Below are 12,554 nucleotides of genomic sequence, written 5' to 3'. Positions count from 1 at the left end.
ACGTAAAAAATAAAAATGGCGGCGCGTTACCGCACCGGCGCTTATTTATCCAGGTAATTGTACCGGCAGACCCCCAGGCCCAGCACACCCGGACCGACGTGAGTTCCCACCACCGCGCCCATCTGGCTGATCATAATTTCCGCGCAGTTCAGCCCGGCCTGCACCAGCTTTTGCAGTTCCTGCAGTCCTTCCGGGTCGTTACCGTGCGTGAGAAAACAAAAAAGCGATTCCGTGTCCCGAAAACTATCTCCGATAAGCTGTACCAGCCGGTTGACGGCTTTTTTGCGCCCCCGCACCTTTTCATGAGGACAGATGATTCCCTTCCGAATGGTGCAGACGGGTTTTACATTTAAAATGGTGCCCCAAAAGGCCTGGGCCTTGCCGATACGCCCCCCGCGCTGCAGGTACTCCAGGGTGTCCACCATAAAGTAAACCCGGTGGTCAGCAATCATTTTATCCACCACGTCCATGACCTCTTCCCGGGAACAACCGGCGGCCGCAGCGCGGGCCGCCCCCAACACGATCATCCCCAGCACCACGCTGACCGTACGGGAATCTATCACTGCCAACCGGTCGTATTTCAACATAGTTTTGGCCAACTGGGCAGAATGGACGGTACCGCTCATGTGCATGGAAATGTGTATGGAAATAATGTCCGCCCCCTCTTCCACCAAGGGCCGGTAGTACTCAACGAATTCAGCCGGCGAAGGCTGGGAAGTGGTGGGCAGTTCCCGGCTGGATTCCAGGCGGCGATAAAATTCGCCGGTTTTCAGGTCCACCCCGTCCAGGAAACACTCCGAACCGAAAAACACTTTCAGGGGCACCACCGTTATACCATATTTATGCACCACGTCCGCCGGCAAATCAGCTGTACTGTCAGTGACAATACGCACCCGGGCCATATCGAAACACCTTCCTTATTCGATGGAAATTATAAAATTATACAAGGGCTGGCCGCCATAATGCAGTTCAAAATCTATGCCGGCAAACTCATCCTCCAGTTTGCCCAAAATCTCCCTGGCTTCCCCGCCGGCAGTATCCGCTCCGTAGTAAAGGGCCACCAGGCCGGTATCATCATCAATCATTTTCCGCACCAGCGCCATGACCAGGTTATCCAGGTAGTGATCAAACGCCAACAGCCGACCGTCAGCCATACCGATAAAATCTCCTTTGGCGATGGACATGCCGTCCACCGATGTATCCCGCACCGCCATGGTCACTTCCCCGGTCTTGACATCCCCCAGAACGGCTTGCATCCGGTCGGCATTTTCCCCCACGCTGTCGTATGGATTATAGGCCAGCAGCGCAGTAAAGGCCTGCGGAATGGTTACCGCCGGCACCACATGCACTTCCTTGCCGGCCAGAGCGGCCGCCTGCCGGGCCGACAGCAGGATATTGGCATTATTGGGTAAAACTATTACCGCTTCTGCATTACAGCTTTTAATAGCTTGCATCAAATCTTCTGCCGAAGGGTTCATAGTCTGCCCCCCCTCAACAACCACGTCCACCCCCATGCTTTCCAGGATGGTGGCAATACCTTCCCCGGCCCCCACGGCCACCACGCCCACCGGTTTGGCCGCACCCGCCTGGGCCGGCCTTGCCCGCATCTCCTGGTGCTGCTCTTCCATGTTGCTTATCCGCACCGCCTGCAGGGCACCGTACTTCAATCCGCATTCCAGCACCAGCCCCGGGTGGTTGGAATGAATATGCACCTTGGTAGCCCGGTCGTCGCCCACCACCAGCAGGCAATCGCCGTATGGGGCCAATTCCTGGCGCAATGTATCCACCGGTATCTGCCTGCCTGAAACTATAAATTCAGTACAGTAAGTAAATTCGATCTCATCAGTAAAGTCGATGGGCCGGGTACGGACAAACTCCTTTTGCTGGCTGGTCGCCAGGTCGAACAATTCTATATCGCGCCGGGCGGCGGCGTCTTTCAGGGCCCGGATAATCCCTTCCAAAACCACCACCAGCCCCTTGCCGCCGGCGTCCACCACGCCGGCTTCCCGCAGCACCGGCAGCAGGTCCGGGGTTTCTTCCAGGGCCTGTCCGGCCGCCCGGTAAGCATGAAGGAGCACCCGCACCGGGTCCTTGCTTCTGGAGGCTGCTTTTTCCAGCGCATCGGCTGTTTTGCGGCACACGGTCAGGATGGTCCCTTCCACAGGGTTGCCCACGGCCTGGTATGCGGCCCGGGCGCCGCTGCGAAACGCCCGGGCGATATCGGCGGCGCCGGCCCGTTCTTTGCCTCGCAGGGCCCCGGCAAAACCGCTTAATATCTGGGACAAAATGACACCGGAGTTTCCCCGCGCCCCCAAGAGACAACCACGGGCGGCAGCGTCCACCACTTCGCCTATTTTTTCGCTGTCCACCTGCCGTGCTTCCTTGACCCCGGCCAGCAGGGTCAGGTACATGTTGGTGCCGGTATCCCCGTCGGGCACCGGAAACACATTCAGCGCGTCAATTTCCGCCTTGTTTTCCGCCAGCTGGTTGGCGGCGCCGATCAACATATATTTCAATTGCTCTCCGTCAAAGGAAAATATGTACAAAAAAATTTCCCCCTTGTCAATTACAATGACCTCATATAAAATACCCGAAAATATTAATTCTTCATTTTTACCGGCAAACCTTTTATCAATTGCGTTGAAAAACTGACATCAACTTCATATTATTATATAACATGTGCTTTGAGAGAGGAGAAAACCCATGACAGAAACGGCGGATGTTATTGTCATCGGCGCCGGGGTGATCGGCCTGAGCACGGCCTATCACCTGGCCGGCAAAAATAAAAATTTGCGCATTGTCATCCTGGAAAAGGAAAAATTCCACGGTGCGGGTTCCACCGCCCAGTGCACCGGGGGTATCAGGCACCAGTTTACCAACCCGTTTAATATTCAGTTGACTCAAATCAGTTACCCTTATTTTATCCGTTTTGCAGCAGAAATGCAGTACCCCATCTACTTTCGCCGCCGGGGCTACCTTTTTGTAACCTCCCGGGAACGGCGCTGGGCGATATTAAAGGAAATGCACAATCAAATGGAACGGCTGGCTGTGCCTGCGGAATTGCCGGCACCGGAGGAAATTGCCGCCCGGCACCCCTTTATACGCACCGGTGACCTGCTGGGCGGCAGTTATTGTCCGCTGGACGCCTATGCCGACCCCTACGGTGTAATGGAAGGTTATTTCAAACAGTGCCGCCGGCTGGGCGTGGAAGTTTTTTACAGCACCGAGGCAGGTGCCGTTATCGTACAAAACGGTGCCGTCAAGGGGGTGCAGGCCGGCCGGGAAGAAATACACGCCCCCGTGGTCATCAACGCCACCGGACCCCACCTGCATCTGGTGGCCCGGTCCGCCGGCCTGGATATTCCCGCAGCCCCTTACCGCCGGCAGGTATATGTCTGTGCCCCCATGCCGGACATCCCCCCCGACATACCGCTGATTGTAGACTTGGATACGGGGTTTTATATACACGCAGAAAAAAACGGCATCCTGCTCCTGGGCGGCACCGACCGGAACAGCGCCCCCGGGCTGGAAACCGCGGTGGACCGGTCCCGGCTGACAGATTTTATTGAGGCGGCCACCGCCCGCATCCCGGTCCTGGAAGAAGCCCAGATTACCCGCGTCTACGCCGGCATTCGCTCCCTGACCCCGGACGGCCTGGGCATCCTGGGCGAAACGCAAATTAAGGGCTTTTACTGCGCCGGGGGATTCGGCGGCAACGGCTTCATGCACGCCCCTGCCATCGGGTTGATCACCGCTTGTCTCGTCCTGGGGGAAAAACCGCCCCTGGACCCGGCGCCTCTTTCCCCCAACCGTTTCAACAACACCAGCCTGGCCGAAAACGCCCTTTTCTAGCCCGCCCGGGGCAAAAAAGGGGACAGGCACCATTTTCAAAAAACGAAAATGGAGCCAGTCCCCTTTTTTGCCAGTCCCCTTTTTGAGTATACTTTCCTGGCTTAAAAACAAAAAAAATTAAAGCCCTGTTCACGCGGGCTTTAATTGCACAGGCTATAAAAGCATCTAATAAGGCATTTGTTGCTGCATTCCCATGGCTCCCATGCCCGGCCTGGCCTGCCAGCCCGCGGTATTTGCGGGACGCACTTCGTACCAGTTGCGGTCATGCATTAAATTAAAAATCTGTTTCTGCAGGTTAATTTCGTCATTGTTAAGCTGGATCAGCGTATTGCGAATCCTATCGTTGGCAGATTCCAAAACCGCCTTATGGTAACTGCCGGAAATATACTTGGTGCCCATGAGCAAGTCGGTCATGATATCCTTGTCTCCGAACTGCATATTTACACCTCCCGGTATGCATTTAATGTCCTGTCGCGCTTACCAACATACAAGGTTTAATGCTGCGACATAGTGGGCGAAAAGCCGGCATCCTGCAGCATGCTGTTCAAGGTGCTGATGTGCCGCTGCCCCTTTTCGGCCAATTGCTGCAGGACGGATTGCACCGCCGGGTCGCGGCTGACGCTCATGTATAACTGCACCTTTTTGGCACAGAGCTCCTCGGCCCGCAGTTGCTCCTCAATGGCCAGCTTTTCCATCTCGGTAAGTCTCCCCATATGCATTTTCTTTTTCACCCCCCTGCAAATTTTTACAATGTTATTTTTTGCACCCAGGGTGATTTTATGTAAATCAGGCGCTGGGAAAAAATACAATTAGTAAATTTGAAAACCGGGCAGTCATCAATACCGGCCTCCCATCGTAATATGAATTATCGCATTATAAGGAGGAACACGATGGGCAAGAGGTTGGCTGTGTTATTACTGACCGTGTTGATATCGGTGACCCTGGCCGGGCCGGCTTTTGCCGGCGTACAAATTGTCATCGACAAATCCACCAACCGGCTGCAGTACTGGAAAGACGGCATACTGGTCAAGTCCTTCCCCATAGCTACCGGAAGGGACCCCTCATATACCCCGGAGGGTCTTTTTAAAATCGTGGTCAAGGTTGTGAACCCTTATTACGCCCGTAAAAATATCCCGGGCGGCAGCCAGCAAAACCCTCTGGGCTGCCGCTGGCTGGGCTTGAGTATCGGCGGCGGAGGCATCTACGGCATCCACGGCACCAATAATCCCGCTTCCATCGGCACTTACGCCTCGGCCGGGTGCATCAGAATGCACAACCGGGACGTCATCTGGCTGTACGATCATACACCGCTGGGCACGCCGGTTAAAATAATACGCTCCCATGGGGTTCCCGAGCCCCGGCCCAAGCCCCAGTCCGTCACCATAGTGGTGAATGGGAATAAAATCCCGGCTACCATACCGGTTGCACCTGCCGGGGACGGGACTCCCCTGCTGCCGCTGCGCACGGTGTTTAACGCCCTGGGGTATACCCTGGCCTGGGATGGCGCCGCTTCTACCATCCAGGTCAGCAAACCCGGCGTAAACATTAGCATTGCGTGTGTCACCGGTAAGGTAAAGGTCGGGCCAATAGAATTTACCGCTAAAGAACTGACCATGGTGAACGGCACGACCTACGCCCCGGGGTCCCTGTGGCAAAAAGCGCTCCCGTCCCTGCAGGTACTGTGGAATCCCCAGCAGCGCACGGTGACTTTTACAAGCCAACCCGCCGCCGGGTAGGCAGCGAGGGATTATACATTTTTCCAAAGGAAACTTTTTTAGACAATCTTTGCAGGATAGCCGGTACCTGACAGCGAATATTTAAGCACACAGTCAATGGCAGGTGGAACTTCTTGCTTGAAGCATCAAAGCTTGACAAAATTATTAATGATATTATTTTTTACATCAAAAAATCCCAGGAACAAATATATGATATTACAGAAAATACCCGCAGTGAGTATGTCCACATCAAAGAAGAATTGGAAAAAGTTAAACTATCGGTGACCCAGTTGATCGACCGGGTGGATAAACTCAGTATTAGGGAGAAAAAAGCGCGCCTTCACCTGATGGAAGTAAGCAGAAATTTCAACCGTTACACGGAAAACGACATCAAGCGGGCTTATGACAGGGCGCAAAAAATGCAGGTGGAACTGGCCATCCTCCGGGGGCAGGAACAGGTGCTGCGCGACAAGCGGAACGACCTGGAACGCAGCTTGCGAAGGCTGCAGGATATGCTGGGTAAAGCGGAAAACATGATGTCCCACCTGGGAGTGGTCTTTAATTACCTGAGCGAAAATATGGCCAGTATATCCTCCCAAATAGAGGAACTGCATAAGATACAGCAACTGGGCATCAGCATTATCAAGGCCCAGGAAGAAGAGCGCAAGCGAGTGGCCCGGGAAATCCACGACGGTCCCGCCCAATTATTGGCCAATATCGTCATGCGGGCCGAATATATTTTAAAACTGATGAACGTGAACCCCGGGGCCGTAAAGGAAGAACTCACCAACCTGCAGCAACTGGTACGCCAGAGCCTGCAGGATGTACGCAAAATCATATTTGATTTAAGGCCCATGGTGTTGGATGACCTTGGACTGGTACCGGCCCTCAACCGCTATATTGAAGACTTTAAAAACCAGTATAAAATAAATGCGGAACTGGTATTCTTCGGCAAACAGGAGCGCCTGCCGCCGGCCACCGAAATTGCCTTGTTCCGGGTGGTGCAGGAAGCACTCAATAATGTACATAAGCATGCCCGGGCCGGGCAAGTGTTGGTGAAAATGGAGCAACTCAGCGATAAAATAACCATCCGGATCAAGGATGACGGGCGGGGCTTTGACCCGGCATCCATCGAACAGAGCAAGGACCGCGAATGCTACGGGCTGATTAACATGCGTGAACGGGTGCAGATCTTAAAGGGAGAATTTAAAATAAACAGTTTACCGGGGAAGGGAACGGTAATTACTCTGACCATACCGGTATAAACTGGCAATAGCAAGGGGGGCATTGGAAATTGCAGCAAATTACCGTACTGATAGTGGATGACCACGCCCTCATCAGAGAAGGTATCCGCAAAACACTTGGATTGGAAGAACGCATCAAGGTGCTGGCTGAAGCGGCCAACGGCAAGGAGGCCATCAGTATCTGCCGCACCCGGCAGCCGGACATTGTTTTGCTGGACATTAACCTGCCGGACATAACGGGCGTTGAAGTGTGCCGGACCATCAAGCAAGAATTGCCGGCCACCGAGGTTATTGCCCTGACCATCCATGACCAGGACGAATATATTATTGAGATGATTAAAAACGGCATTGCCGCTTACTTGTTGAAGGATATCAGCCCCGACCAGCTCATCGACACCATTTTACAGGTAGCCGAAGGAAAATCCTTCATTTCTCCGTCCTTGACGGCCAAAATATTTAACCAGTTGAATAAACTCTCCACCAAACCACCGGAAAACAGGCCCTGGGGTTTGACCGACAGGGAAATCGAAGTGCTGCGCCTGGTGGCCAACGGCGATTCCAATAAAGTAATTGCCGGCAAGCTGTTTATCAGTGAAAAAACCGTCAAAAACCACCTGACCAATATATTTCAAAAACTGAACGTTTCCGACCGCACCCAGGCCGCTTTGCTGGCGATCAAAGAGAAACTAGTGGACATTTAAAAAACCCCGCCCGTAAATTGGAGGGGTTTTGCGTATTTTACCGGGACTTTTTACCCATTCTTTTCAGGAGTATATTACCGGGCATGCAGTCCCAAGTTTAGATTTTGAATTGTAAGCACAGGTTGTTTAAAGTATTGGACACCCGCAACATTTTGCGCAAGATTGCTTCCAGTTCAGCCAGCAGTTCCGCCTGCTTATGGCCGGCCTCCCCGGTGGCGGCGATGGTTTGGGCCGATTTTTTCAGGCCGCTCATTACAATATCCAGGGTCTCCAGCAACTGCTCCCCCTGCTTCCTGTTCTCCGCCCAGGCCGTCATCAGTTTATCGACCGCATCTTTTTCCCGGTTCAGCCTATTGCTTATCTTCCCCCAGCACTCACCGGTTTCTTCCATACTTTTTTGCCCCTTTTGGGCTGCCGTAATATTTTTTTCCAACACTTCATCCATATTACTGGCGGCTTCTCCGGCCAGCTTGATTTTATGGATAATCTCCCTGGTATTTTCCATACCCTCATCGGCCAGCTTCTGTAACTCCTCCAAAGTGTCCGCCATGTTGGCCCCGCCCATTTTGGCCACTTCCACGGCAATATTGAAATTAAACGTGCGGCTGCGGTCAAGGTAATCGGCAAACAACCCGGCTATCCGCTCCACTTCCAGTAGGGTTTCTTTACCGGCCCTCACCGCCGTTTGCATTTCCCGCAGGGTTCGGCCGATTTCCCCCACGTCATCAAGCGCCCCGCCCAGCAATGCGCCGGGTTCCCGCCCGGCATCCACGGCAGCGGCCATCGCACCGGCGGACCGCTGCAGGGCCCGCCCGGTTTGTTCAACCTGATCCACAAGCTCGCAGGCCAGATCGGCGCACCCCTGCAGCAGTTCAATTTGCTCTTCCATTTTACCGGTATGCTGATGCATGGATTCGATCAGCCGCCCGGAGGAACTGGCGGTGGACTTCAAGTGCAAACTTAAAGACTGGGAAGACTTGACCAGTTCGTTCGTATAGGAAGTGATGGAACGAAAAAGATTGGCCAGGTAACCGGTCATCATGTTGAAGGACGCGGCCAGGTTGCCCAGTTCATCCCGGTGCCGGAGATTTACTTTCCCGGAAACGTCCCCGGCGGCGATATTCTCCGTGGCCGTCACCAGGTCCTTGATGGGCTGATTCAAAATGCGTTTACTGATCAACATGGCCAAAAATATTCCGGCAATAATGGAAGCCGTGGTGATAGCTCCCCAGAACACGCTGAAGTTTTTAAAAACTTGCTGTAAATGCTGGGTTTGCACGGTCATTTTCAGGTATCCCCACATCACCAGCCCCATCATCAACATTAAAAAAGTTATCAACAGGCTCAAGCCGGCGGCTATTTTAGTGGTGATGGAAAATTGCCCCCGTCCCGGTATTTTCATGTTTCTACCTCCGGTCAGAAATATTTAATACATCGTTTTCCGCAGTGCCGGTTTCGCCGATGGTGCCCGGAGGCAGTTCTATAACCATCCGGGCCCTTTTCAGGTATGGGCTGATTCTGTATGGCTGCAGGCAAGGTACGACCTTTAAAACCAAACCGTCTTGATCCACGAACAATACATCAATGGGAAAACGCATGAACCAGGTGTGTACCTGTTTGCAAGGGGCGATAACCAGTGCCGACCCGGCCGGAAAATCATCGCGATCCAGTCCCCAAAGGCCCCGCAAACGCTGTGCGAAAGTCCCGGCCAGCAGCACCCGGTCCCCGATAACCGTGTCCCGGGATTTATTCAGTAACAGCAAATTGCCTGCCAACATGCCACCTCCGCCCGTTACCGGATAAACGACCGGTAAATTTGAATGGCCCCGGGACCCAGAATAATGATAAACAATGCGGGAAAAATCATGAACACCAGCGGGAAGAGCATTTTTACCGGGGCTTTCATGGCCCTTTCCTCGGCCTGCTGGCGCCTGCGCAGTCTGATCTGGTCCGCCTGTCGCCGCATAACGTTGCCGATGCTGATGCCCAGCTGTTCACCCAGTATCACGGCGCTCACAAAATTGTTCAGATCATTGACATCAAACCTGCCGGCCAGGTCCTTTAAGGCCTCGCGCCTGGTTTTCCCCACCCGGACTTCCTGCATCATCTTTTTCAACTCCAGCGCCAGCACCCCCCTGGTTTTTTCTATTACCTTGGAAACAGCGCCGTCAAAACCCAGGCCCGCCTCCACGCTTACCGTCAGCAGGTCCAGGATTTGCGGCAGGGCGGCTTCCACCTCCGCGTTTCGGCGCCTGGCCCTGGTCACCAAGTAATATTCCGGCAGCATCAGACCCACCGCCACGGCCAGCACAATGATACAGGTGGATTTGACCAGCGATCCGCCGGCTACACCGGCAATAAACACGGCGGCCAAACCCAGCAGCCCGGCGCCCAGGTACTTGAACACCATCACTTCCACCGGAGTTAAACGTTCCGTAAGACCGGCGCGGACCAGCTTATTCCGCAGCGCCGCCTCCTTTTCCGACGGGAGTATCCTGACCAACACCGCGGCCGCTTTCGCCATCAGCGGCTTAATTACCCGCGCGGCAAAGGGAGCGCTCAATTCCTTCTCCCTAATGGTTGCGGGCGGCGCCCCCACCACCTGGTTAACCCGCCTGGCCAGCGTAATTCGTTCACCGAAGATAAAAACGTAACCCAGCAGGAACGTAAAAAAAGCAGCTCCGAAAACCAGCGACAACAAGTAAAGCATCATTACCCCCCCGTTCAATACCTGATGTCCACTATCCGCCTGATGATCAAAAAGCCGGTGGTCTGGGCTACCAAGGCCACGCCCAGCATTACCAGCCCCAGCCGGGTGGTAAAAAGAACAGCGAGATATTCCGGATTAATAGCCGACAAAAACAAGGCCAGACCCACGGGCAACAGGCCCACTACCACGCCGGAGATGCGCCCCTGGGCGGTGAGGGTTTTTATTTCCCCCTTGACACGAATCCGCTCTCGCATGGTATGGGCAATCTTATCCAGCACCTCCGCCAGGTTGCCCCCCACCTGCCGCTGGATCAATACCGCCGTGATGACCATCTCCAGATCGTCGCTGCCGGCCCGCTCCACCATGTTTAGCAGGGCCTGCTCTGTCGGGGTGCCCAGGTTCACTTCCTGGAAAGTACGCCCGAATTCCCTGGCAATGGGATCGGGCATTTCCTTCCGGACCAGTTCCATGGCTTGCAAAAAGCTGAAACCGGACCGCAGCGAATTGGCTATAATCGTCAGGGCATCCCCGATTTGGGCGTTTAATCTGGCCAGGCGTTTATGTCTGGCCCGCTGGATGAAAAGATAGGGAACGGGCAGTAGGACAATCAACGCCAGCAACGTCATCAGCAAGCTGCCTGTTACCAGAATAGCGATTAGGACCGCCGCACCAATACCCGCCAAAGAGAAGGCCAGGAATTCTTCCCCCCGCAGGGGCAGGTCGGCCTTGGTCAGTTCCTTTTCCATCCACTGCTTGAGCCGGGCGGTGACAACCAGTTTACCCAGCGCCCGGTTCAGACCCCGGACAATGCCCCTGTAACCACCGGGGAGGCCTTTCCGATCCTCCCCGGAGCCGGGCTCCTTTTTTTTCATTATCCGGCTCAACCGGCGGGAAAACTCCTGCTGGTCGGCAAGCGCCGGCCGGTACAGCCCCAGCACCGTCAGCAACACGCTAATAAAAACAAGCCCGGAGATATATTTGGTTTCCACAATTACCAGTACCCCCCCGCGAAAAGATCAGCGCGTAACTTGATGCCGTAAGCCTCCAGGCGATCCATAAACCGTGGCTGAATGCCGGTGGCCTCAAACCGGCCCGTAATCTTGCCGTTCTCATCAACCCCGGTCTGGCGGAAAACAAACAGGTCCTGCAAGGTGATAACATCCCCCTCCATGCCCTGCACCTCGGTAATGTGCGTGATCTTGCGGGTGCCGTCCTTCATCCTGCTCTGTTGAATAATCAAATCAATGGCGGATGCTATTTGTTCCCTGATGGCCCGCACCGGAATCTCCATACCCGCCATCAAAACCATGGTTTCCAGGCGGGATATTATATCCCGGGGCGAGTTGGCATGCCCGGTGGTCAAAGAACCGTCATGCCCCGTGTTCATGGCCTGCAGCATGTCCAGGGCTTCACCGCTGCGCACTTCGCCCACCACTATCCGGTCGGGGCGCATGCGCAGGCAGTTGCGCACCAGGTCGCGAATGGTGACGGCCCCCTTGCCCTCGACGTTGGGCGGCCGGCTTTCCAGGGTAATTACATGGTCCTGCCGCAATTGCAGTTCCGCTGAATCCTCGACGGTGACGATCCTTTCATTGCTGGGTATAAAGGAAGACAGCACGTTTAAAGTAGTGGTTTTGCCGCTGCCGGTACCGCCGGAAACGACTATATTCAGTCGCGCCTTGACACAGGCTTCGAGGAACTCCGCCATTTCCGCCGTCAGCGTGCCCAGCTTGATCAGGTCGTCCACCTGCAACGGGTCCCGGTAGAATTTACGAATAGTAATGGTAGGACCGGTAAGGGCCAGCGGCGGAATGATCACGTTCACCCGGGAACCGTCGGGCAGCCTGGCATCCACCATCGGCGAACTTTCATCTATGCGCCGCCCTATGGGGGCCACTATTTTTTCTATAACGTGATGTACGTGGTCGTTATCCCTGAATTTTATGCCCGTCAATATCAAGCTGCCGTTGCGCTCTATATATACCGTGTCGGCCCCGTTCACCATCACCTCGGTGATATCCGGGTCCTCCAGCAGCGGGGTTATGGGTCCGTAACCGATGGCGTCATTGGTGATTTCCTCCACCAGCCGTTCTTTGTCCAGTCTGGACATACCCCCGTTCAACCCGGCCAGGTGCTCCATAACCAGCGCTTCTATTTTACGGGCCATCTCTTGCATGTCGCCGTCGGGGCTCATTTGGACGCCGGAAAGCTCGGCAATTACTTTTTTATGCAGATCGGCCCGGAGCTCTTTATAAGTATCCTTGGCCGGCCCAACCGGAGGCGCTGTTTTTTCCAGATTGCTTTTTTCCAGACGTTCCAACAGGGACACCGT

At 54.5% G+C, this 12,554-nt stretch carries 13 protein-coding genes; 4 read left to right on the top strand and 9 right to left on the bottom strand.

The window, feature by feature from the left end:
* Nucleotides 1–41: 41 nt before the first annotated feature.
* Both BM299_RS03420 and BM299_RS03415 read right to left on the bottom strand, forming a co-directional pair.
* Nucleotides 42–902 (bottom strand): DegV family protein, encoded by an 861-nt coding sequence (locus BM299_RS03420; protein WP_092482062.1) that lies wholly within the window; start codon nucleotides 900–902, stop codon nucleotides 42–44.
* 15 nt (nucleotides 903–917) lie between these two features.
* Entirely contained in the window at nucleotides 918–2,546 is a 1,629-nt protein-coding gene (locus BM299_RS03415) for a DAK2 domain-containing protein (RefSeq protein WP_092482061.1), read from the bottom strand.
* Between the two features lie 157 nt (nucleotides 2,547–2,703).
* On the opposite strand from BM299_RS03415, the gene BM299_RS03410 reads away from it, so the two are divergent.
* Nucleotides 2,704–3,852 (top strand): NAD(P)/FAD-dependent oxidoreductase, encoded by a 1,149-nt coding sequence (locus BM299_RS03410; protein WP_092482060.1) that lies wholly within the window; start codon nucleotides 2,704–2,706, stop codon nucleotides 3,850–3,852.
* 165 nt (nucleotides 3,853–4,017) lie between these two features.
* On the opposite strand, the gene BM299_RS03405 is transcribed toward BM299_RS03410, so the two are convergent.
* Complete coding sequence (locus BM299_RS03405; protein WP_092482059.1) at nucleotides 4,018–4,290, bottom strand: spore coat protein; 273 nt, start codon at nucleotides 4,288–4,290, stop codon at nucleotides 4,018–4,020.
* A 56-nt stretch (nucleotides 4,291–4,346) separates the two neighbouring features.
* Complete coding sequence (locus BM299_RS03400) at nucleotides 4,347–4,571, bottom strand: hypothetical protein (protein WP_092482174.1); 225 nt, start codon at nucleotides 4,569–4,571, stop codon at nucleotides 4,347–4,349.
* Between the two features lie 171 nt (nucleotides 4,572–4,742).
* Between BM299_RS03400 and BM299_RS03395 the strand changes: the two genes are divergently transcribed.
* The 3 genes from BM299_RS03395 to BM299_RS03385 all read left to right on the top strand — a co-directional run bounded on the left by BM299_RS03395 (nucleotide 4,743) and on the right by BM299_RS03385 (nucleotide 7,512).
* Nucleotides 4,743–5,588, top strand: a complete 846-nt coding sequence (locus tag BM299_RS03395) for a L,D-transpeptidase family protein (RefSeq protein WP_092482058.1) — start codon at nucleotides 4,743–4,745, stop codon at nucleotides 5,586–5,588.
* 113 nt (nucleotides 5,589–5,701) lie between these two features.
* Nucleotides 5,702–6,832 (top strand): sensor histidine kinase, encoded by a 1,131-nt coding sequence (locus BM299_RS03390; protein ID WP_092482057.1) that lies wholly within the window; start codon nucleotides 5,702–5,704, stop codon nucleotides 6,830–6,832.
* A 29-nt stretch (nucleotides 6,833–6,861) separates the two neighbouring features.
* A complete protein-coding gene (locus BM299_RS03385) occupies nucleotides 6,862–7,512 on the top strand; it encodes a response regulator (protein ID WP_092482056.1) in 651 nt (216 codons plus the stop codon).
* 97 nt (nucleotides 7,513–7,609) lie between these two features.
* On the opposite strand, the gene BM299_RS03380 is transcribed toward BM299_RS03385, so the two are convergent.
* The 5 genes from BM299_RS03380 to BM299_RS03360 are packed head-to-tail and all read right to left on the bottom strand — an operon-like array spanning nucleotide 7,610 to nucleotide 12,551.
* Nucleotides 7,610–8,914, bottom strand: coding sequence for a HAMP domain-containing protein (locus BM299_RS03380; RefSeq protein ID WP_092482055.1), 1,305 nt, complete (start codon nucleotides 8,912–8,914; stop codon nucleotides 7,610–7,612).
* Between the two features lie 4 nt (nucleotides 8,915–8,918).
* Nucleotides 8,919–9,290 (bottom strand): DUF192 domain-containing protein, encoded by a 372-nt coding sequence (locus BM299_RS03375; RefSeq protein WP_092482054.1) that lies wholly within the window; start codon nucleotides 9,288–9,290, stop codon nucleotides 8,919–8,921.
* 14 nt (nucleotides 9,291–9,304) lie between these two features.
* Entirely contained in the window at nucleotides 9,305–10,222 is a 918-nt protein-coding gene (locus BM299_RS03370; protein ID WP_092482053.1) for a type II secretion system F family protein, read from the bottom strand.
* Between the two features lie 14 nt (nucleotides 10,223–10,236).
* Nucleotides 10,237–11,211: a type II secretion system F family protein gene (locus BM299_RS03365; protein ID WP_092482052.1), complete on the bottom strand. Its 975-nt coding sequence runs from the start codon at nucleotides 11,209–11,211 to the stop codon at nucleotides 10,237–10,239.
* Between the two features lie 2 nt (nucleotides 11,212–11,213).
* Nucleotides 11,214–12,551: a TadA family conjugal transfer-associated ATPase gene (locus BM299_RS03360; protein ID WP_425429463.1), complete on the bottom strand. Its 1,338-nt coding sequence runs from the start codon at nucleotides 12,549–12,551 to the stop codon at nucleotides 11,214–11,216.
* Nucleotides 12,552–12,554 lie beyond the last annotated feature (3 nt).

Source organism: Desulfoscipio geothermicus DSM 3669, from assembly GCF_900115975.1.
In the GTDB taxonomy this organism is placed as follows: Bacteria; Bacillota; Desulfotomaculia; order Desulfotomaculales; family Desulfallaceae; genus Desulfoscipio; species Desulfoscipio geothermicus.
This window is presented reverse-complemented; position numbering and strand designations above follow the sequence as displayed.

Coding starts and splice junctions, on each gene's coding strand:
- BM299_RS03420 (WP_092482062.1), bottom strand. CDS start 902: ATGGCCCGGGTGCGTATTGTCACTGACAGTACAGCTGATTTGCCGGCG.
- BM299_RS03410 (WP_092482060.1), top strand. CDS start 2,704: ATGACAGAAACGGCGGATGTTATTGTCATCGGCGCCGGGGTGATCGGC.
- BM299_RS03405 (WP_092482059.1), bottom strand. CDS start 4,290: ATGCAGTTCGGAGACAAGGATATCATGACCGACTTGCTCATGGGCACC.
- BM299_RS03400 (WP_092482174.1), bottom strand. CDS start 4,571: ATGCATATGGGGAGACTTACCGAGATGGAAAAGCTGGCCATTGAGGAG.
- BM299_RS03395 (WP_092482058.1), top strand. CDS start 4,743: ATGGGCAAGAGGTTGGCTGTGTTATTACTGACCGTGTTGATATCGGTG.
- BM299_RS03380 (WP_092482055.1), bottom strand. CDS start 8,914: ATGAAAATACCGGGACGGGGGCAATTTTCCATCACCACTAAAATAGCC.
- BM299_RS03375 (WP_092482054.1), bottom strand. CDS start 9,290: ATGTTGGCAGGCAATTTGCTGTTACTGAATAAATCCCGGGACACGGTT.
- BM299_RS03370 (WP_092482053.1), bottom strand. CDS start 10,222: ATGCTTTACTTGTTGTCGCTGGTTTTCGGAGCTGCTTTTTTTACGTTC.